We start from the raw sequence: 19,274 nt of genomic DNA on the forward strand, positions 1-19,274 counted from the left end.
TGGCAGCGGAGACTAGATAAATGAGTGAAAACGAGATCAAGGGCATCCTGGGCACAAAGCTCGGCATGACCCAGATCTTCGACGAGGATAACCGCGTTGTTCCGGTTACCGTCGTTGAGGCTGGGCCATGCGTTGTTACCCAGGTGCGCACGAAGGAAACTGACGGCTACGATGCCGTTCAGATCGCATACGGCGAGATTGACCCACGTAAGGTCAACAAGCCAAACACCGGCCACTTCAAGAAGGCCGGCGTTACCCCACGTCGCCACATGGTGGAGATTCGTACTGCAGACGCTTCCTCTTACGAGGTTGGACAGAGTGTCGGTGTCGACATCTTCGGCGACATCGAGTACGTCGACGTAACCGGCACCACCAAGGGCAAGGGCTTTGCCGGCGCTATGAAGCGCCACGGCTTCGCTGGCCAGGGTGCAGGTCACGGTAACCAGGCTGCTCACCGTCGTGTCGGTGGCATTGGTGCTTGTGCAACCCCAGCGCGTGTCTTCAAGGGCAAGCGTATGGCTGGTCGCATGGGCCAGGACCGCGTCACGACTCAGAACCTGAAGATTCAGAAGGTCGACACTGATGCCAACCTGCTGCTCATTAAGGGCGCAGTACCTGGTAACCGTGGTGGCCTCCTGGTTGTCAAGACCGCTGTGAAGGGTGGTGCTCACGCATGACAAACCTCAAGCTTGATGTCCACACCGCCGACGGTGGCGTGAACGGTTCCGTAGAACTGCCAGCTTCGATCTTTGACGCAGAGGCTTCTGTTGCATTGATGCACCAGGTTGTTGTTGCCCAGCAGGCAGCAGCTCGCCAGGGTACGCACAAGGTAAAGACCCGCGCAGAGGTTCGTGGCGGTGGCCGTAAGCCATGGCGCCAGAAGGGTACCGGTCGCGCTCGTCAGGGCTCGATTCGTGCACCTCACTGGACCGGCGGCGGAATTGTTCACGGCCCAGTGCCACGCGACTACTCGCAGCGCACCCCTAAGAAGATGGTTGCAGCTGCACTCCGCGGTGCTCTGTCGGACCGTGCTCGTCATGATCGCATCCATGTTGTTGAAGAACTGGTTGCAGGTCAGACCCCATCGACCAAGGCTGCTCGTACTTTCATCGAGCGCCTAACCGACCGTAAGTCTGTGCTGGTTGTTCTTCCTCGTGAAGACGTTGCCGCATGGAAGTCGGTTAACAACTTGCCGAACGTAGCTGCCCTCTCTGAGGATCAGCTGAACACCTACGACGTGCTGAAGGCCGACGATGTTGTGTTCGCAGTTCAGGCTCTGAATACGTTCATCACCCGTACCGCTGGTGAGAAGGAGGAGAAGTAATGGCTACCATCGCAGATCCCCGCGACATTATTCTCGCCCCGGTTGTGTCGGAGAAGTCCTACGGACTGATGGAGCAGAACGTTTACTCGTTCCTAGTTCATCCCGACGCTAACAAGACCCAGATCAAGATCGCGGTCCAGGAGATCTTCGGTGCGAAGGTCGCTAGCGTGAACACCGTCAACCGTGAGGGTAAGCGTAAGCGCACCCGCACCGGCTACGGTCAGCGCAAGGCAACCAAGCGCGCCTACGTGACTCTCGCGGCCGGCAGCGATCCCATCGACATCTTCGGCGGTTCGGCTAGCTAACGCGGGCCGACGAGGAAGTTAAAGGAAGAGCAACAGTATGGCTATTCGTAAGTACAAGCCGACTACGCCGGGTCGCCGCCAGAGCTCCGTCTCTGAGTTCAGCGAAATCACTCGCTCGACTCCAGAGAAGTCTCTGCTGCGCCCGCTGTCGAAGACCGGTGGTCGTAACGTTCACGGCCACATCACCACTCGTCACAAGGGTGGCGGACACAAGCGTCAGTACCGTGTCATCGACTTCCGTCGTAATGACAAGGACGGCATTCCAGCAAAGGTCGCACACATTGAGTACGACCCAAACCGCACCGCGAACATCGCGTTGCTGCACTACTTCGATGGTGAAAAGCGCTACATCATTGCGCCAAAGAACCTGAAGCAGGGCGCAATCGTTGAGTCCGGCGCAAATGCTGACATCAAGGTTGGTAACAACCTGCCACTGCGCAACATCCCAACTGGTACCACCATCCACGCTGTGGAGCTGAAGCCAGGCGCAGGTGCACAGCTTGCCCGTTCTGCTGGCGCATCCATCCAGCTGCTGGGTAAGGAAGGCAAGTACGCAGTTCTGCGTATGCCGTCCTCTGAGATCCGTCGCGTCGACGCACGTTGCCGTGCGACCGTGGGCGAAGTTGGCAATGCAGACCAGATCAACATCCGCTGGGGTAAGGCCGGCCGTATGCGTTGGAAGGGCTGGCGCCCAACCGTTCGCGGTGTCGTCATGAACCCAGTCGACCACCCACACGGTGGTGGTGAAGGTAAGACTTCCGGTGGTCGCCATCCTGTGTCCCCATGGGGCCAGAAGGAAGGCCGCACCCGTAAGCCTAACCGTCCGAGCGACCAGCTGATCGTTCGTCGTCGCCGTGCCAACAAGTCCAAGAAGCGCTAAGGAGGTAACAAACAATGCCACGCAGCCTTAAGAAGGGCCCGTTCGTTGATGAGCACCTCCTCGCAAAGGTAGACGCTCAGAACGAAAAGGGCACCAAGCAGGTCATCAAGACCTGGTCCCGCCGCTCGACGATTCTCCCAGATTTCATCGGCCACACCTTCGCCGTCCATGACGGTCGCAAGCACGTGCCGGTATTCGTGGACGACTCTATGGTTGGCCACAAGCTGGGCGAGTTCGCCCCAACCAAGACCTTTAAGGGTCACATCAAGGATGACAAGAAGGGACGTCGATAAGCCATGAGCAACGACATCACCTCTGCACGCGCAACCGCGCGTTTCGTCCGCGTGACTCCAATGAAGGCACGCCGTGTTCTGGACACCGTTCGCGGTAAGTCCGTATCCGAGGCACTGGCAATGCTGGAATACGCTCCTCAGGGCGCTTCCGAGCCAATTGCCAAGTTGGTTGCTTCTGCTGCTGCAAACGCAGAGAACAACTTCGGCCTGGATCCACGCACCCTGGTCATCTCTGAATGCTTCGCTGACGAGGGACCAACCATGAAGCGCTTCCGCCCACGTGCGCAGGGCCGTGCTTTCCACGTCCGCAAGCGCACGAGCCACATCACTGTGGTCGTCGAGAGCCAGAAGGAAGGTGACCGATAGTGGGTCAGAAGATTCATCCACACGGCCTCCGACTCGGTATTTCCAGCGACTGGAAGTCCCGCTGGTACGCCGACAAGCAGTACGCTGACTACCTCGCCGAGGACATCAAGATCCGTGATCTGCTGTCCACCGGTCTCGAGCGCGCTGGTATTTCCGACGTCGTCATCGAGCGCACCCGTGATCGCGTTCGCGTCGACATCCACACCGCACGTCCGGGCATCGTCATCGGTCGTCGTGGTTCGGAAGCAGACCGCATTCGCGGCGAGCTGGAAAAGCTCACCGGCAAGCAGGTTCAGCTGAACATCCTCGAAGTCAAGAACGTTGACGCTGACGCTAAGTTGGTTGCACAGTCTATCGCTGAGCAGCTGACCAACCGCGTGGCTTTCCGCCGCGCGATGCGCAAGGCTATTCAGTCTGCAATGCGCCAGCCACAGGTTAAGGGCATCAAGGTTGTTTGCTCCGGCCGCCTCGGCGGTGCGGAGATGGGTCGCACGGAGCGCTACCACGAGGGTCGCGTTCCACTGCACACCCTGCGCGCGGAAATCGACTACGGTACCCACGAGGCTCACACCACTTTCGGACGCATCGGCGTCAAGGTGTGGATCTACAAGGGTGACGTCATCGGTGGCCGTCGCGAGTCCGAGATGAACGCAGGTGGCGATCGCCGCCGTCGCGACCGCAACGAGCGTCCACGCCGTGGTGGTAAGCGTCGTCAGCGCGCCTCTGAGAAGAAGGAGGGCTAATTCATGCTCATCCCGAAGCGCGTTAAGTACCGCCGTCAGCACCGTCCAACCCGTTCGGGTATGTCCAAGGGTGGCAACACCGTGACGTTCGGTGACTACGGTCTGCAGGCTCTCGAACCGGCGTACATCACCAACCGCCAGATCGAAGCTGCACGTATCGCCATCAACCGCCACGTCAAGCGTGGCGGCAAGGTTTGGATCAACATCTTCCCTGACCGCCCACTGACCCAGAAGCCACTCGGCGTTCGTATGGGTTCCGGTAAGGGTCCAGTCGAGAAGTGGATCGCAAACGTCAAGCCAGGTCGCGTCATGTTCGAAATGTCGTACCCTGACGAGAAGACCGCTGTTGAAGCCCTGACCCGTGCAGGCGCAAAGCTGCCAATCAAGACCCGAGTCGTTCGTAAGGAGGATCAGTTCTAATGTCGAATGGTATTCCGGCTCACGAGCTCCGCTCGCTGAACAACGACGACCTGGTCGCCAAGCTCAAGGAATCTAAGGAAGAGCTGTTCAACCTCCGATTCCAGATGGCTACCGGTCAGCTGACCAACAACAGCCGTCTCCGCACCGTCCGCAAGGACATTGCTCGCATCTACACCGTTATGCGTGAGCGCGAGCTCGGCCTGTCCGCAGCCCCAACTGATGGTGATGCAGCATGAGCGAGGAAAAGATGAACAAGACCGAGACTGGCGCACGTAAGGTTCGCACTGGTTACGTCGTGTCCGACAAGATGCAGAAGACCATCGTTGTCGAACTCGAAGACCGTAAGCAGCACGCACTGTACGGCAAGATCATGCGCACCAGCTCCAAGGTGAAGGCACACGACGAGAACGAGGAAGCCGGCATCGGCGACCGCGTCCGCATCGAAGAGTGCCGTCCGCTTTCCAAGGACAAGCACTACCGTCTGCTCGACATCGTCGAGAAGGCTAAGTAAGAGCTAGTTCTTTTACCTGAATTACCCACCGTCCATTGGGCGGTGGGTTTTCTTTGCCCTGGGGGTACGCAGACAGGACGCTTTGCGACGATTCCCCATGCATCACTTGTCGGCTCCAGATTGTTTGGTAGCTCCGACCCATAGCGGCGGTTTCGCGCATACTGGGTTTCATGAGCAACCATCGAACGTGGGCGGAAATCATTGCGGCTGACCCGGCGCACTCTCGTCGGTACGCGAACAGATGGCGGACCTTTGCACGGGAGGGACGTGACATCCATGGAGAAGCACGTCTGATCGATGCGATGGTGCCACGTTCTGCCCGGGTGCTCGATGCCGGTTGCGGCCAGGGGCGTGTCGGCGGTCATCTTTCCGGCGCGGGACATTCCGTGGTTGGTGTTGACATTGATCCATACTTGATTGGTGAAGCGAGAAGCCAGCATCCGATGGCGACTTGGCTGGTGGGGGATCTTAAAGGTGTGGGGTCTTTGCTTGCTGACGACGTCGCAAAGAACGGCGCTTTCGACGCCATAGTTGCAGCTGGAAATGTGCTGACATTCATTGATCCCAAAGATCGGATGCAGGTGTTGACTGGCCTCGCGAGCGTGTTGGGGGACAACGCTCGGGCAGTGTTCGGCTTCGGATCGGGGCGTGGTTGGGAGTTCTCTCAGTTCGAGCAGGATGTGCACGAGGCTGGGATGGAGATTCGCATGAAGTTCTCGACCTGGGATCTACGCCCTTTTGATGCCACCAGTAACTTTCTGGTGGCTGTGTGCGAAAAGGCTTAGACTTCAATACCGCTACGGCTAGTCGACGACCCCGCCGAAGAATGTGCCGATGAAATAGCTGACTACCAGGCCCAACGCGCCACCGATGAGGAGGCGGAGGGTAGCTGCGACAGGATTAGTGTCCGATAGCTTTGCGCTGACGAAACCGGTGATGGCCAAGGCTATGAGTGTCACGATAGTTACTGCCCACACCCCGGACTCTCGTGGAGCAAGAATTGCTGCGAGCATGGGCAAAATCGCACCCAGCATGAATGAAACAGCAGAGGAACCAGCGGCTGCCCATGGGCTGGTTAGGTCCTCACCATCAATGCCCAGCTCTAGGCGCAAATGAGCTGACAATGGATCGGCATCATGGATGCTGGTTGCGGCGTCGTGTGCGATGTCGTCTGACATGCCGTACGAGCGCAGAATATGCACGAGTTCCTGATGTTCTTCCGCAGGATAGTCCCGCAGTTCGGCCTTTTCCTTTTCAATGAGTGCACGTTCGGTGTCTCGCTGGGTAGACACAGATACGTACTCACCCAAGGCCATCGATACTGCGCCTGCGATGATCGCTGCGACACCAGCTGTGGCAATGGCACCAGTTGATGATCCTGCGGCGATCACACCCAGCAGCAACAGGGCAGTGGACACGATGCCATCGTTAGCACCGAGGACACCGGCACGTAGCCAGTTGAGTTTCGCCGACTGGCCAGCGTCGTGGGGTTCTACTTTTGGGGCAGCTGGGATGATGTTGTCGCTCATAGCGTCTTTTCCCATACCAGCACCGCACCCTCATGACCTGTCAGGAATACGAAGACGAGCGAGGCAATAGCTGCGATCGCCATGACGATGATGGCGATGGTTCCGATCGATCCCGGTGTTTCCGCTTGGCGACGGTCGCGCCACAGTAACACGGCACTTGCGATGAACATCAGACCCACGGCGATCAGCATGTAGTTGGCATAAGCAGCGTGAGTGGAGACAGGCCCAGGGTTCTCCTCTGACAAGTTGACCAAAGGAAGCATGGCTTCACCTGTTGAACGAGCGAGAACCGTAGCGACAGCTGCTACAAAGTTAATAGCCACAGTAACGATGCCAAACTTGGCTCGGAGCGTTGGCCGGAAAGCGTAAATAAGGGTCAAAATTGCTGCGACAGGAACGGCGACGACGGCGAGATGGACGATGAGTGGGTGCGTGGGAAGACCCGCAATGCTTTCGAACATGACTTGGTTATAACCCCGACTTAGGTTGCTGTCTAGCGATGCAAACCTATCCTGTGTGACAGACTACGCAAGTATGTAGATAGAGTAGTAAGGGTAAGCAAACTCTTAGCGCATGCGGCTGACGTGCGGTTTTCCTAAGGATGGTGGCTGTGCTGTCTCCAAGTGCCCTTCGTCGGTAGGCGCCGTGAACCTTAGCGAAGTGTTCGAGTGAGAACTATCGCGCCAAAAAGGGCAATCGTGGCACAAGTCACCATGCCAATTGACATTGACAACGCTGAGTTGGTGCCAAGACCAACCAGCGGGGCGACGATGCCTGCGGTGAGGAACTGCGCAAAGCCCATTGCGCCAGCACCCGCGCCAACACCAATGTCGCGCACAGTGGCAGTGCCGAGCGCCGTCGCGTTCCCCAGGATCAAGCCCATGGACCCCACCGCGATGAACAGCAGCGGCAAGGTAGCCCACAGGTAAGGGCCAAAGAGTCCGTTGAAGAGGAGCCCCACCGAAGCTGCGGCAATGGTAACGAGGCCACCAATCAGCAGGTTTCGTGGATCGGCTCTGCCCGCCAGCTTGGCGCTCACCGTGGCCATAACGGTAATCCCGATAGCGTTGGCAGCGAAAGCGAAACCGTAGACGCGCGTGGACATGCCCAACTGCCCCTGGTACACGTATGGAGACGCAGCGATGTAGGAGAACATCACGCCGAAACCGGCGGCAAAAGCAAGCAGATATCCGAAAAACTCCCGCCGGCGCAGGCACCGCCAAATGGCTGGGAAGAGCGACCGAATCGCATTCGCATTACGACGATCCTTCGGCAACGACTCAGGCACGATGAAAACGCTCACGATGATCATGGCGACGTTGAAACCTGCGAGAATCCAGAAAATGCCACGCCAGCCCACTAGAGGCGAGAAGACACCGCCCAAGATTGGTGCGAGCACAGGGGCGAAGCCCTGAATCGCCATCAGCAGAGAGAAGGCCCGGGCAGCATCAGCGCCACGTGCGACGTCTGGGATAACTGCACGGGCAAGGACAGCTCCCGTGCCACCGGCCAGGCCCTGGAGGAGGCGCAGCGCGACGAAGACTCCGATGCTTGGAGCGATGGCGCAACCCACAGACGACGCAAAGAAGATGATGGTTGAGCCAACCATGAGGCCTTTGCGACCCAGGCCGTCGGAAAGCGAACCTGATAGAAGCTGACCCAGCGCCATACCCACCATGAACGCAGTGAGGGTCAGCTGTACGAGAGATGCGTTGGTGCTGAGCTCGCTGCCAATGTTGGGGAATGTGGGCAAGTACATGTCAGTACTGAGTGCACCCGCGGAGGAAAGAAGAGCGAGGGCAGTCAGAAAGAAGCCGGTGAGGCGCGGCTGCGGAGTGTTGGTGGCCTTAGTCAATAGGGATACCTGTCACTGACCTTTCCAAGAGAAGGAAAAATAAATTATACGAGTAAGCAGCCAGTTGCAGACTGCAGATGCACCGAACTCACCTCTCTATCTGGTGCAGTGAGCGGGATTTTGTTCATAACAGATGACGTGCAATAATGCATGAGTTGTGCTCAACAGCTGCGTGAGTGTCGTACAAGCGCCGGTAAGTCTGGATCAGCGATCTATTGACATGTTGAGGTACACGAAGAAGTAGACCGCGTGCGTTTAGGACGGAAATCTGACGCACAATGCAACCAGGTCAGGAGAACCGCAGTGATTCAACCAGAATCGCGTCTGCGCGTTGCCGACAACACTGGTGCACGTGAAATCATGTGCATCCGCGTTCTCGGTGGCTCGACCCGACGCTTCGCTGGCATTGGCGACACCATCGTCGCAACTGTCAAGGAAGCTACCCCGGGCGGCAACGTCAAGGCAGGCGAAATCGTTAAGGCTGTCATCGTTCGTGCCAAGAAGGAAACCCGTCGTGTTGACGGTTCCTACATTAAGTTCGACGAGAATGCAGCAGTCATCATCAAGGCTGATGGTGAGCCAAAGGGTACCCGTATTTTCGGGCCAGTCGCGCGTGAACTGCGTGACAAGAAGTTCATGAAGATTGTTTCGCTCGCACCGGAGGTGATTTAAGTGAAGATCCGCAAGGGCGATACCGTGCTGGTCATCTCTGGTCCAGACAAGGGCGCGCAGGGCAAGGTCATTGAGGCTTACCCAGCACGCGATAAGGTTCTGGTCGAGGGCGTTAACCGCATCAAGAAGCATGTTGCAAACTCCGCGGCTGAGCGTGGCGCATCCTCCGGTGGCATCGTCACCCAGGAAGCTCCAATTCACGTGTCGAACGTCATGCTCGTTGACGAAGATGGAACCCCAACTCGCGTTGGCTACCGCTTCGACGATGAGGGCAAGAAGGTTCGCATCTCCCGCCGTACCGGGAAGGACATCTAAGTCATGAGCGAAAATTACACTCCTCGTCTGAAGACCCGCTACCGCGAAGAAATCCGTAGCAAGATGCAGGACGAATTCAAGTACGAAAACGTCATGCAGGTTCCTGGCGTCACCAAGGTTGTTGTCAACATGGGTATTGGCGCTGCTGCACAGGATAAGAAGCAGATCAACGGTGCACTCGAAGATCTGACCGCAATTACCGGTCAGAAGCCAGAGACCCGTCGTGCTCGCAAGTCCATTGCAAACTTCAAGCTGCGTGAAGGCGATGCCATCGGTGCTCGCGTTACTCTGCGTGGCGACCGTATGTGGGAATTCCTCGATCGTCTGCTGACGGTTGCTCTTCCACGTATTCGTGACTTCCGTGGTCTCTCCGACCAGCAGTTCGACGGTCACGGCAACTACACCTTCGGCCTCTCTGAGCAGACCATGTTCTACGAGATCGACGTTGACAAGATTGATCGCCCACGTGGTATGGACATCACCGTCGTTACCACTGCGACCAACAACGACGAAGGTCGTGCACTGCTTCGCGAACTGGGCTTCCCATTCAAGAAGTAAGACTCGTTTGAGTTAACGCTGCAATAGCGTAAAGAAAACCACCTCCCGCTGGGAGGTGGTTTTTTGTTGCGCTACTAACAGCGCATAAGCGTTTCGTCCTGGGGCTATACCTCGGCTGGTACGCGGAAAGGAGCGCCCGTGCATTCCCTCAGCTCGTCAATGGTCACACCATCTGCGCACTCAACGAGGGTCAACCCGTCGGTTGCGCTAACGGTAAACACAGCATGCGAAGTCACAATCATGTCCACACAGCGTGCTCCCGTCAACGGCAGCGAACATTCAGCTACGACTTTTGGCTCACCCTTCTTGGTGAGGTGATCAGTCATCACAATGATGGTTTCTGCGCCATGGACCAGATCCATCGCGCCGCCCATGCCCTTGACCATTTTTCCTGGAACCATCCAGTTGGCCAGGTCTCCGTACTGTGACACTTCCATAGCGCCCAGTACTGCGACATCAACCGACTTCGATCGGATCATTGCAAAAGATTCGGACGAAGAGAAGTAGCTTGCGCCTGGTCCAGCGGTAATCGTTTCCTTGCCGGCATTGATGAGTTCAGGGTCGACTTCATCATCAAGAGGGTAAGGGCCAACACCGAGGATTCCGTTTTCGGAATGCAATACGACTTCAAGATCTTCGGGGAGAAAACCGGGGATGAGCGTTGGCATGCCGATGCCGAGATTTACGTACTGGCCATTGCGTAGTTCCTGAGCGACGCGCGCTGCCATTTGTTCACGATTCCAGCTCATGGTTAGTTCCCTTCTCGAGTCGTGCGGTTTTCGATGCCAGTCTCTTGCGGGCCGACATGCACGATGCGGTCGACGAAGATTCCGGGGACGTGAACGTCGTCAGGCGGAATCTGGTCGACGATGTGCTCGACTTGAGCGATGGTAATCTTGCCGCTCATCGCTGCGTCTGGGTTGAAGTTGCGTGCGGTCTTAGAGAAGCGCAGGTTGCCATAGCGGTCCGCCTGGTGGGCGTGAACCAATGCAAAGTCCGCACGAATGCCATATTCGAGGACGTATTCTTCGCCGTCGATAATGCGAGTTTCCTTCTTTGGGGAGTACTCGGCGACAGTGCCATCTGGGTTGTAGCGAACCGGGAGTCCTCCATCGGCGAGCTGCGTGCCGACGCCTGCCTTGGTGTAGAACGCCGGAATGCCAGCGCCACCAGCGCGCATGCGTTCTGCCAGGGTGCCTTGGGGAGTGAACTCTACAGAGAGCTCGCCGGACAAGTACTGGCGGGAGTACTCCTTGTTGCTACCGATGTAGGAGCCGATGGTTCGAGAAATGCGGTGATCTTGCAGCAGCTTGCCGAGGCCGAAGCCGTCGGTACCGCAGTTGTTGGACACGATTGTGAGGTCGGTGGCGGAGCCAGCGAGGACTGCATCGATGAGAACAGCAGGGATTCCAACGAGGCCAAAGCCACCGACTGCGAGGGAAGAGCCGGTCGAAATATCGGCAACGGCCTCTTCAGCGGAGGGAATTTGTTTGTCGAGCATGCCAGCAATACTAGCAAATGTTCGCAAAGTGCACTAGAGTTTGCATTGTGAACACTCTAGAATGAGTGGAAACATGGCGTTGAACACAAGGGAGAATCATGGTTTCGTCGCAGCATGTGCAGTCTTTTGCGCGTGGTTTGGCTGTTATCAAGAGCTTTAACGAAACACGCAGCGCGCAGACACTGTCTGAGGTTGCAGAAGTTACCGGGCTCTCTCGTGCGACAGCGCGACGCTTCCTACACACGCTCGTGGATGAAGGCTATGCAACCACGGACGGCTCGAAGTTCCGCTTGACCCCGCGCGTTCTTGAGCTTGGTTACAGCTACTTGTCCAGCTTGACGCTGCCTCAGGTAGCCCAGCCACGCCTGGAAGCGTTGTCTGCGAAAGTTTCGGAATCATCGTCGCTTTCTGTGCTAGACGACGGCGACATCGTGTACGTCAACCGCGTCCCCGTGCGCAAGATCATGACGGTAGCGATCACAATTGGCACTCGATTCCCAGCGTTTAACACATCGATGGGGCGAGTTCTGTTGGCATTCCAAACTCCGAAGTTCATCAAGGAGTACTTGGATGCTACGGAATTCGAGGCTACGACGTCGATGACGAAGATTGCTCGTGCAGATTTGGAAGAGCAGTTGGCGACGGCTCGTCGTCAAGGCTGGATCATCGTCGACCAAGAACTGGAGCCGGGGTTGCGTTCGGTCGCAGCACCTGTGTTTTCTCCAGATGGTCGGGTAGCAGCGGCAGTCAATGTTTCCACTCAGGCGGCGGTTCATTCATTAACTGACATCGAGAAAAACATTGTTCCTGAGGTAGTTGCTGCAGCGCAGCTCATCACAGACGATCTCGCACGTATGCAAGTGGCATAACGCGTGCGATGGACACGAGGAGTTCTTAGAACCATGCCCATCAATACCCCAGACGCCAGTATTCGCGATGACGACATTGTGCTGTGCACTCCGCTTCGCACTCCAGTAGGTCGCTACGGCGGAGCATTCGTTAACGTTCCTGTACAACAACTTGCCAGCACGGTTGTCTCAGCAGTTGTGGAAAAGTCAGGGCTAAGTGCCGATGACATCGACGATGTCATTCTCGGCCAAGCATCTCCGAATGGCGCAGCTCCTGCGCTGGGTCGGATTGCGGCTCTTGATGCTGGTCTTGGCGAAACGATTCCAGGTATGCAGCTAGACCGGCGTTGCGGGTCGGGACTGCAAGCCATCACCACTGCAGCAGCGCATATCGCTTCTGGTGCTGCAGACCTCATCATTGCCGGTGGTGCAGAGTCAATGTCCCAAACTGAATACGTCGTTGATGCGAAAGTTCGTTGGGGCCTGAAGGCAGGGACTACGGCTTTCATCGATCGTCTGCAACAAGCCCGCGAGACCGCAGGTGGCAAGAACCATCCGATTCCAGGTGGCATGATCGAGACTGCCGAGAACTTGCGCAGCGAGTACTCCATCCCACGTGAAGTCCAAGACGAACTCTCTGCAGAGTCGCATCGTCGCGCTGTGGCAGCGCAGGAGTCCGGCGCTTTCGCCGACGAGATCGTCCCCATCGAAGTTCCCGCTTCACGACGAAAAGACCCAGCAGTCATCATCTCCAGTGATGAGCATCCGCGCCCTGGAACGACCGTCGAGAAGTTGTCTTCGCTCAAACCGGTACTTGGACGCAATGATGAGAATGCGACGGTCACGGCAGGAAACGCATCGGGGCAGAATGATGGTGCCGCCGCGATGATTGTCACTACCCGAGCAAAGGCAGCTGAGTTGGGTTTGACGCCGATGTTGCGTCTGCGTGGTTGGGCGGTTGCTGGAGTGGCGCCGGAAACGATGGGTATTGGCCCAGTACCTGCGACGGCAAAGGCTCTCGACAAGACTGGTCTTTCGTTGGCGGATATGGATGTCATCGAGCTGAACGAAGCATTCGCGGCACAGGCACTGTCGGTGCTGAAGGAATGGGGTATCGACAAGGATGACCCACGACTCAATCCCGTTGGTTCCGGCATTTCCCTGGGACACCCAGTTGGTGCGACAGGTGCCCGCATGCTGGTGAGCCTTGCACACCAAATGAAGCGATCCGAAGGAACCCTTGGACTCGCCACCATGTGTATTGGTGGCGGTCAAGGTCTGGCAGCGATCGTCGAGAAGGAGACCAAGTAGACTATGACAACCACGCCTTTTATCCTTGATGCACGCGAGTTCGGATCCGGTGAGAGCACCATTGTTTTGCTCGGATCATTGGGTTCTAACCACGACATGTGGCTGCCCCAGATGGATGCGCTGAGCCGGGATGCGCGCGTAATTTCCTTGGAGCACCGCGGGCATGGCAATTCGCCGATTGCGCCGGATGTGCCAACAGTCACAGACCTGGCCGCTGATGTGTTGGCGACCCTGGACCGTCTCAACGTTGCTGAGTTCAGCGTTGCTGGATTGTCTCTTGGCGGTGCAGTTGCGCAGTATTTGGCAGCGAATTTCCCGGAACGAGTGCGATCCGTCGTGTTGCTGTGCACGTCTCCTAAGTTCGGCGAAAGCTCGGGCTGGGTTGAGCGCGCACAGACCGCCCGTAGCCAGGGAGTGCCATCGCTTGCCGACGCAATCGTCGACCGTTGGTTCTCTGCAGAGTTCCTGGCCGACCACCCAGCAAGTCGCGATTACTTTGTGCGCATGATTTGCACCACCTCGGACGAAGGATATGCGCAGTGTTGTGAGGCACTGGCATCGTGGGATTTCAGTAGTGACTTGTCCCGGATTGAACAGCCTGTGTTGACCATCGCGGGTGACGAGGATCCAGCTACGACCCCTGAGACGCTGCAGCTTATTGCAGATGGCGTTAGTAACGGTCAGGCGGAAGTGTTGTCGCCGGCGGGACATTTGCCAACTATCGAACAGGCAGCAGAGGTCAATCGTTTGCTGCGCGAGCACTTCCTGAACTAACTAGGGGTGCTGCCAGCACTTGTGCAGTACTACTCCATGAAACGTTACCCAATAAAAAAGCTCGCCCGAAGGGGCGAGCTTTTGTTATCTTGGGCTACTTCACATCGTTGGGATGCTTGGCTAGTGGCGTGACGTTGATGTCCATGTACTCGAACATGGGCAGGCTAGAGATGATCGAATGCAGTTCGTCAGCATCTGCTACGTCAAGGACGGAAATATTCGCGAACTGACCGGCTACACGCCAGATCATCGGCCACTTACCGGAGTTCTGTTGCTTCTGGGAGAACTCTCGTTCAGCGGCAAAGAGCTTTTCGCGCTCCTCGGCAGGCATGTCGTGAGGAATGTTGATCTTCATGTGCACATGGAAGAGTGCCATTGGGTCTCCTTAGTTAGTGATGTATCGGGGAAGAGCAGGAAATAGTGGTGGTGAAGGAAAAGTAGGTGTGCGACTAGTTTCGTGTAAACGAGTCGATCGCAGACCAGTCGGGTTCTATACCCAAGCCAGGGCCTTCGGGAAGGTGAACATATCCATCGGAATACTCCATTGGCGTTTCCACATAGCTTTCGCGCAGCAGTTGCGGACCGAACAGTTCTGATCCGTAGTCAATATCTGGGGTTGCGCACGCGAAGTGGACCGATGCTGCCGTGCCGAAGGGACCTTCAAGGCTAGTGGCACCATGACAGGACAAGCCTGCCGCGCTGGCTATTGCCACGGTCCGCTGTGACTCTAAGAGTCCACCGATTTTGGTGGTCTTGATGGCGACAACATCAGCGGCATCGCTTTGCACGACAGCGAGTGCATCGCCAGGGGAGCAGACTGACTCATCCGCCATGACAGGAACGCCAGTGACACGGCGGATCTCACGCAGAGTTGCCAAATCTGCCGCTGGAGTTGGCTGCTCGAACAACTCGACTCCGGCCTCTGCGAGTTCCGGCAAGTAACGCAACGAAGTCAGTCGAGACCACCTAGCGTTGTGATCAGTGCGGAAGCCCACCTTATCGCCCAACGCTTCTACCAGTGCGACTACACGTGAGGTGTCGTCTTCAGGCTTTCCTGCACCCATCTTCAACTTGAAGCTGCGGTTACCGTACTCATCGATTCGGCTCTGCACTTCCGCGATTGCCTCTTCGAGTGGTAGTACTCCCAGCGCCCACGTGTAATCAATCTTGTCTCGTACTTGGCCGCCGAGCAGCGTTGTAACCGGCTGGTTGAGTGCTCGCGCCCATGCGTCGAAAAGCGCAATTTCCAGGGCGGCCTTTGCAAATCGCATGTTTGCCACTGACCGCTCCCACGAATGGACAATGCCGGATAGCTCCGACACCGGACGATTGGTAGTGGCGGGTGCAAGGTACTTTTCGACGATCGCCTGCATCGTCTCAACACTTTCGCCACCCCACCATGGACCGCCAGGCACTACGCCTTCGCCGTAGCCTTTGGCTCCACCAGCGAGTTCCACTTCAACAAGCAGAATTGGCTGAGCGGTTGCCGTGTAAGTGGCGAAGCCATGGGGACGAATGAGCGGTACATCGATGATACGGGTGCTGATCCTCGAAACATTGAGGTCGGAACTCATTGGCAAAACTCCTTCTTGCGGAACTTTCTAACGAGGAAAAGGCCCTCCATGTATAAATCATGAAAAGGGCCAATACCACTAGGTTTGTGCTGACGAACTAGCCACGGTCCTCGTCCAGGATGAAGCCGTAATCAACGCGGTTTGCGCCGTCGGCATCAGCTTCTGGGTGCAAGACAAGCTCAGGCTTCACAGCGGTAGCAACGTCGTTCTCGACGTAGTCGCCGCCTTCGAAGTAGAGCTGCGTCGTGATGGTGCGGTAGCCAGGGTGGCTGACACGGAGGTGCAGGTGAGCTGGGCGCCATGGGTGGCCACCGTAGGAATCGATGAACCAACCGGTTGGGCCGTCAGCTGGGATCTGGTACGGAGCTGGCTGCAGAGTCTTGATCTCGTAGCGGCCTTCTTCGTCAGTGACGATGGTGCCACGCAGGTTCCACTCTGGGAGGCCTGGTGCGAATTGTGAGTAGTAGCCGTCTTCATCTGCGTGCCACAGCTCGACACGTGCGCCGCCGAGGCCTTCGCCCTTCAGGTTCGTGACCTGACCTGCGAAGTACAGCGGGGTTGCTGCCTTGTCCTTGTCGCGCATTGGCATCTCGCATACGGAAGGAAGCTCTGGAGCGTTCTCAACGTAGTACGGGCCTTCGATGGAGCCCTTGGTGCCCTCGTAGTTGTGGCGGTTGTAGTTGATCTTCTCGATCTCATGCTCAACGAATACGTCGAGCCACAGTGGCCACTCACCGTACTGGCCGACTGCAATCATCCAGTGCTTGAGTACGCGGTACTCGTCGTACGTGATCTCGTGCTTGTGAGCAACATCAGCGATTGCCTTCAGCAGGTCGGTGTAGATGGCCTGTGCACGCTCCTTGGAGGTGTCAGACGTGACCTGCTCCTTCATGAACTTTTCACTGGCCTTATTGCCGGAGTCGTGTGCGGTTGGGTTCAGCTCTGCTTCAGACATTGCATTGCGCCTTTCAGGGAAAGTTGGAGTGATGGGGTGCATCACGGGTAGAGAGGGTTCCAGACGGTGGAGTGCAGTTGAGTAGATGGTCAAAATGATTGGAAGAACCAATCTGATATCCCCTCTGGGTGGACGGTGACTCCACTTGCTGGATTGACCATTACTGTGCCCTGGGTCACTGACTAAGTCAATGGTCGAAATAATGGAAAAGGTCTCATTTTAAGGATTGCAAGCCGTCGTTTCACCCTTGTTTGGGCTGGTCAGGTGCACTGCTAGTGGTGAAAGGTATTAGGTTTTACCGCTCTTAACCCTTGGTCAACCCTAGGTGTTTCCCTAGTGTGATCTGCGTAACGATTAGCCACAATGGTGACTAAGCAATCAATGAAACGGTGATTGCAATGAGCGAGAAGTTGTCATTTTTCGCTGATTCACCAGCCCCTTTTCTAGCCGCAGTGTGGTTCTAGAAAATTGAGAAAACCTTTCGGAGGTACCCCATGAGCACACCGATCGATGAGATCCGCAGCACCCTTGACCGAGCTCTCGAAGATCGCCCAGAAGAAGGCATCGTTCGAGTCAATCGGGAGATCTTCACTGATCCAGAAATCTTCGAAATGGAAATGAAGTACATCTTCGAAGGCAACTGGATCTACCTGGCACATGAGTCGCAGATCCCCAATCCAGGCGACTACTTCACTACCTACATCGGTCGCCAGCCGGTCGTCATCACCCGCTCTAAGGATGGGGAACTCAATTGCCTCATCAACGCTTGTTCTCACCGTGGCGCCATGCTGTGCCGCCGTAAGACAGACAACCGTATGACCCTGACCTGCCCGTTCCATGGCTGGACCTTCGCTAACGACGGTGCCCTCATCAAGGTGAAGGACGAAGAAGACGGTGCCTACCCAGAGAACTTCCGTAAGGATGGTTCCCATGACTTGCGACGCGTCGCCAAGTTTGAAAGCTACCGAGGTTTCCTCTTCGGTTCTCTGAACCCAGACGTGTTGCCACTGGAAGAGCATCTTGGAGATGCCACAGTCATGATCGATATGCTTGTCGACCAGTCTCCTGAAGGTCTGGAAGTTCTTCGCGGTGCATCAACCTACACCTTCGACGGTAACTGGAAGCTTCAGACCGAAAACGGTGCCGACGGCTACCACGTGTCATCGACGCACTGGAACTATGCAGCTACGACCGCGCGCCGCGGTACTGGTGAATCCACCAATGAAACCAAGGCGATGGACGCTGGCACCTGGGGCAAGCAGGGTGGCGGCTACTTCTCCTTCCCACACGGGCACTTGGCGCTATGGATGTGGTGGGGCAATCCGGCGGACCGCCCACTCTACGAGCGTCGAGAAGAGCTGAAGGAACAGTACGGCGAGAAGATCGGCGAGTTCATGGTTGGTGCCTCTCGCAACCTGTGCCTGTACCCGAACGTGTACATCATGGATCAGTTCTCGTCGCAGATTCGCCATATCCGCCCAATCGACGTGGATAAGACAGAGGTCACCATCTACTGCATCGCTCCCAAGGGAGAGTCGAAGGAAGCTCGTGCGAATCGTATTCGCCAGTACGAGGACTTCTTCAACGCCACCGGCATGGCGACCCCAGATGACCTGGAAGAATTCCGTTCCTGCCAGAAGACCTACCGAGCCACTGCTTTCCCATGGAATGACATGACCCGTGGCCTCGGACACCAAGACGCAGGCCCGAACGAGGTTGCCAAGGGTATCGGAATGAACTCTGTGCTCTCCTCCGGTGCACGCACCGAGGACGAAGGCTTGTACCCAATCCAGCACGGATTCTGGGAAGAGATCATGCACGCTGCGCTGGATAAGGAGTCGTCGTCGACCAAGTCTGTCGTCGATGCGGAGGCAGCCGAAGCTGCAACGCGCGCCTTCCATGAGCAGCGCGAACAACGCAAGGCAGCAGCAGCCGCAAAGCGTGCCGAATCAGGCGCGGGTGCAGGCCGCCGTCGCCGTCGTCGTCGCTAAGCAGAACCCCAACACGCAGCCCAAGGAGAACTCAATGACCACCTTTACCCGCCACGATGCCGAAGATTTTCTCTACTACGAAGCTCGGCTTCTCGACGATCGCCAGTTCGAGGAATGGCTCCAGTGCTACCACCCAGAAGTTGACTACTGGATGCCAGCCTGGGATGACAACGGAGAACTGACTGAAGATCCGCAGTCGGAGATCTCGCTCATGTACTACCCGAACCGAGGCGGACTCGAAGACCGTGTCTTCCGCATTCGCACGGACCGCTCCTCTGCAACGAGCCTTCCTGAACCACGTACGAACCACAACATCACCAATGTGGAAGTCGTCGCTGAGCGCGAAGGGGAAGTGGATGTTCGTTACAACTGGACCAACTACTACTTCCGCTACAACACCACTGACAACTACTTCGGCACCACATTCGTGACCTTGGATGTCTCGGGCGACAAGCCATTGATCAAGTCCAAGCGCATTGTCCTGAAGAACGACTACATCCACCACATCGTGGATGTCTACATGGTCTAAGAAGAACAACCGAAGGAATT

27 protein-coding genes are annotated in these 19,274 nt (G+C 56.7%); 19 read left to right on the plus strand and 8 right to left on the minus strand.

All coding sequences use genetic code 11. From position 1 onward, the window contains the following. Positions 1-20: 20 nt before the first annotated feature. The 11 genes from rplC to WG934_RS01850 all read left to right on the plus strand — a co-directional run bounded on the left by rplC (position 21) and on the right by WG934_RS01850 (position 5,627). Positions 21-677 carry a 50S ribosomal protein L3 gene (gene rplC / locus WG934_RS01800; protein WP_339976966.1) on the plus strand — a complete coding sequence of 219 codons (657 nt, stop codon included), beginning with the start codon at positions 21-23 and terminating at the stop codon, positions 675-677. Further along, positions 674-1,324 carry a 50S ribosomal protein L4 gene (gene rplD / locus WG934_RS01805; protein WP_339976968.1) on the plus strand — a complete coding sequence of 217 codons (651 nt, stop codon included), beginning with the start codon at positions 674-676 and terminating at the stop codon, positions 1,322-1,324. Before rplC ends, rplD begins: the two co-directional genes overlap by 4 nt. Continuing rightward, positions 1,324-1,629, plus strand: a complete 306-nt coding sequence (rplW, locus tag WG934_RS01810; RefSeq protein WP_339976970.1) for a 50S ribosomal protein L23 — start codon at positions 1,324-1,326, stop codon at positions 1,627-1,629. Before rplD ends, rplW begins: the two co-directional genes overlap by 1 nt. Before the next feature lie 37 nt (positions 1,630-1,666). Then, complete coding sequence (rplB, locus tag WG934_RS01815) at positions 1,667-2,509, plus strand: 50S ribosomal protein L2 (RefSeq protein ID WP_339976972.1); 843 nt, start codon at positions 1,667-1,669, stop codon at positions 2,507-2,509. 14 nt (positions 2,510-2,523) lie between these two features. Then, the gene (gene rpsS, locus WG934_RS01820; RefSeq protein ID WP_013241207.1) at positions 2,524-2,802 is read left to right on the plus strand and encodes a 30S ribosomal protein S19; all 279 of its coding nucleotides are present in this window, start codon (positions 2,524-2,526) and stop codon (positions 2,800-2,802) included. A 3-nt stretch (positions 2,803-2,805) separates the two neighbouring features. After that, on the plus strand, positions 2,806-3,168 hold the full coding sequence (gene rplV, locus WG934_RS01825) for a 50S ribosomal protein L22 (protein ID WP_339976975.1): 363 nt from the start codon (positions 2,806-2,808) through the stop codon (positions 3,166-3,168). Continuing rightward, positions 3,168-3,911 (plus strand): 30S ribosomal protein S3, encoded by a 744-nt coding sequence (gene rpsC / locus WG934_RS01830; RefSeq protein WP_339976977.1) that lies wholly within the window; start codon positions 3,168-3,170, stop codon positions 3,909-3,911. Before rplV ends, rpsC begins: the two co-directional genes overlap by 1 nt. Before the next feature lie 3 nt (positions 3,912-3,914). After that, on the plus strand, positions 3,915-4,331 hold the full coding sequence (gene rplP, locus WG934_RS01835; protein WP_339976979.1) for a 50S ribosomal protein L16: 417 nt from the start codon (positions 3,915-3,917) through the stop codon (positions 4,329-4,331). Then, positions 4,331-4,567, plus strand: a complete 237-nt coding sequence (gene rpmC / locus WG934_RS01840) for a 50S ribosomal protein L29 (protein WP_339976981.1) — start codon at positions 4,331-4,333, stop codon at positions 4,565-4,567. The genes rplP and rpmC overlap by 1 nt, the downstream gene beginning before the upstream one ends. Further along, positions 4,564-4,842, plus strand: coding sequence for a 30S ribosomal protein S17 (rpsQ, locus tag WG934_RS01845; protein ID WP_339976983.1), 279 nt, complete (start codon positions 4,564-4,566; stop codon positions 4,840-4,842). The genes rpmC and rpsQ overlap by 4 nt, the downstream gene beginning before the upstream one ends. A gap of 170 nt (positions 4,843-5,012) precedes the next feature. Continuing rightward, a complete protein-coding gene (locus WG934_RS01850; RefSeq protein ID WP_339976985.1) occupies positions 5,013-5,627 on the plus strand; it encodes a class I SAM-dependent methyltransferase in 615 nt (204 codons plus the stop codon). Positions 5,628-5,645: 18 nt separating this feature from the next. Here the strand turns inward: WG934_RS01850 and WG934_RS01855 are convergent, their stop codons facing one another. The 3 genes from WG934_RS01855 to WG934_RS01865 all read right to left on the minus strand — a co-directional run bounded on the left by WG934_RS01855 (position 5,646) and on the right by WG934_RS01865 (position 8,226). Then, a complete protein-coding gene (locus WG934_RS01855) occupies positions 5,646-6,386 on the minus strand; it encodes a VIT1/CCC1 transporter family protein (protein WP_339988463.1) in 741 nt (246 codons plus the stop codon). After that, complete coding sequence (locus tag WG934_RS01860; RefSeq protein WP_339988465.1) at positions 6,368-6,832, minus strand: DUF2231 domain-containing protein; 465 nt, start codon at positions 6,830-6,832, stop codon at positions 6,368-6,370. The genes WG934_RS01855 and WG934_RS01860 overlap by 19 nt, the downstream gene beginning before the upstream one ends. Positions 6,833-7,023: 191 nt before the next feature. Beyond that, positions 7,024-8,226 carry a multidrug effflux MFS transporter gene (locus WG934_RS01865; RefSeq protein WP_339976991.1) on the minus strand — a complete coding sequence of 401 codons (1,203 nt, stop codon included), beginning with the start codon at positions 8,224-8,226 and terminating at the stop codon, positions 7,024-7,026. Between the two features lie 303 nt (positions 8,227-8,529). On the opposite strand from WG934_RS01865, the gene rplN reads away from it, so the two are divergent. Genes rplN through rplE form a run of 3 tightly spaced genes read left to right on the plus strand, consistent with a single transcriptional unit; the run spans position 8,530 to position 9,771 of the window. Next, on the plus strand, positions 8,530-8,898 hold the full coding sequence (rplN, locus tag WG934_RS01870) for a 50S ribosomal protein L14 (protein WP_339976993.1): 369 nt from the start codon (positions 8,530-8,532) through the stop codon (positions 8,896-8,898). Next, positions 8,899-9,213, plus strand: a complete 315-nt coding sequence (gene rplX, locus WG934_RS01875; RefSeq protein WP_339976995.1) for a 50S ribosomal protein L24 — start codon at positions 8,899-8,901, stop codon at positions 9,211-9,213. 3 nt (positions 9,214-9,216) lie between these two features. Next, entirely contained in the window at positions 9,217-9,771 is a 555-nt protein-coding gene (gene rplE / locus WG934_RS01880) for a 50S ribosomal protein L5 (protein WP_339988466.1), read from the plus strand. 104 nt (positions 9,772-9,875) lie between these two features. Here the strand turns inward: rplE and WG934_RS01885 are convergent, their stop codons facing one another. Together WG934_RS01885 and WG934_RS01890 are read right to left on the minus strand one after the other, a co-directional pair. Next, positions 9,876-10,520, minus strand: coding sequence for a CoA transferase subunit B (locus WG934_RS01885; protein ID WP_339976999.1), 645 nt, complete (start codon positions 10,518-10,520; stop codon positions 9,876-9,878). A 2-nt stretch (positions 10,521-10,522) separates the two neighbouring features. Then, the gene (locus WG934_RS01890) at positions 10,523-11,272 is read right to left on the minus strand and encodes a CoA transferase subunit A (RefSeq protein WP_339977001.1); all 750 of its coding nucleotides are present in this window, start codon (positions 11,270-11,272) and stop codon (positions 10,523-10,525) included. Positions 11,273-11,370: 98 nt separating this feature from the next. Between WG934_RS01890 and WG934_RS01895 the strand changes: the two genes are divergently transcribed. Genes WG934_RS01895 through pcaD form a run of 3 tightly spaced genes read left to right on the plus strand, consistent with a single transcriptional unit; the run spans position 11,371 to position 14,205 of the window. Further along, on the plus strand, positions 11,371-12,141 hold the full coding sequence (locus tag WG934_RS01895) for an IclR family transcriptional regulator domain-containing protein (protein ID WP_339977003.1): 771 nt from the start codon (positions 11,371-11,373) through the stop codon (positions 12,139-12,141). Between the two features lie 33 nt (positions 12,142-12,174). Further along, positions 12,175-13,431 (plus strand): acetyl-CoA C-acetyltransferase, encoded by a 1,257-nt coding sequence (locus WG934_RS01900; RefSeq protein ID WP_339988468.1) that lies wholly within the window; start codon positions 12,175-12,177, stop codon positions 13,429-13,431. Positions 13,432-13,434: 3 nt separating this feature from the next. Then, positions 13,435-14,205, plus strand: a complete 771-nt coding sequence (gene pcaD / locus WG934_RS01905) for a 3-oxoadipate enol-lactonase (RefSeq protein WP_339988469.1) — start codon at positions 13,435-13,437, stop codon at positions 14,203-14,205. Between the two features lie 94 nt (positions 14,206-14,299). Here pcaD and catC read toward each other — a convergent pair whose 3' ends face one another. From catC to catA, 3 genes are all read right to left on the minus strand, one after another. After that, complete coding sequence (gene catC, locus WG934_RS01910) at positions 14,300-14,581, minus strand: muconolactone Delta-isomerase (protein WP_339977009.1); 282 nt, start codon at positions 14,579-14,581, stop codon at positions 14,300-14,302. 73 nt (positions 14,582-14,654) lie between these two features. After that, positions 14,655-15,779 carry a muconate/chloromuconate family cycloisomerase gene (locus WG934_RS01915; protein WP_339977011.1) on the minus strand — a complete coding sequence of 375 codons (1,125 nt, stop codon included), beginning with the start codon at positions 15,777-15,779 and terminating at the stop codon, positions 14,655-14,657. Positions 15,780-15,876: 97 nt separating this feature from the next. Continuing rightward, the gene (catA, locus tag WG934_RS01920; protein ID WP_339977013.1) at positions 15,877-16,734 is read right to left on the minus strand and encodes a catechol 1,2-dioxygenase; all 858 of its coding nucleotides are present in this window, start codon (positions 16,732-16,734) and stop codon (positions 15,877-15,879) included. Positions 16,735-17,228: 494 nt separating this feature from the next. Between catA and benA the strand changes: the two genes are divergently transcribed. Next, positions 17,229-18,725: a benzoate 1,2-dioxygenase large subunit gene (gene benA, locus WG934_RS01925; RefSeq protein ID WP_339977015.1), complete on the plus strand. Its 1,497-nt coding sequence runs from the start codon at positions 17,229-17,231 to the stop codon at positions 18,723-18,725. Positions 18,726-18,759: 34 nt separating this feature from the next. Continuing rightward, entirely contained in the window at positions 18,760-19,254 is a 495-nt protein-coding gene (gene benB / locus WG934_RS01930; RefSeq protein ID WP_339977017.1) for a benzoate 1,2-dioxygenase small subunit, read from the plus strand. Positions 19,255-19,274 lie beyond the last annotated feature (20 nt).

Origin of the sequence: Corynebacterium sp. H78 (assembly GCF_037572275.1) — a bacterium.
In the GTDB taxonomy this organism is placed as follows: domain Bacteria; phylum Actinomycetota; class Actinomycetes; order Mycobacteriales; family Mycobacteriaceae; genus Corynebacterium.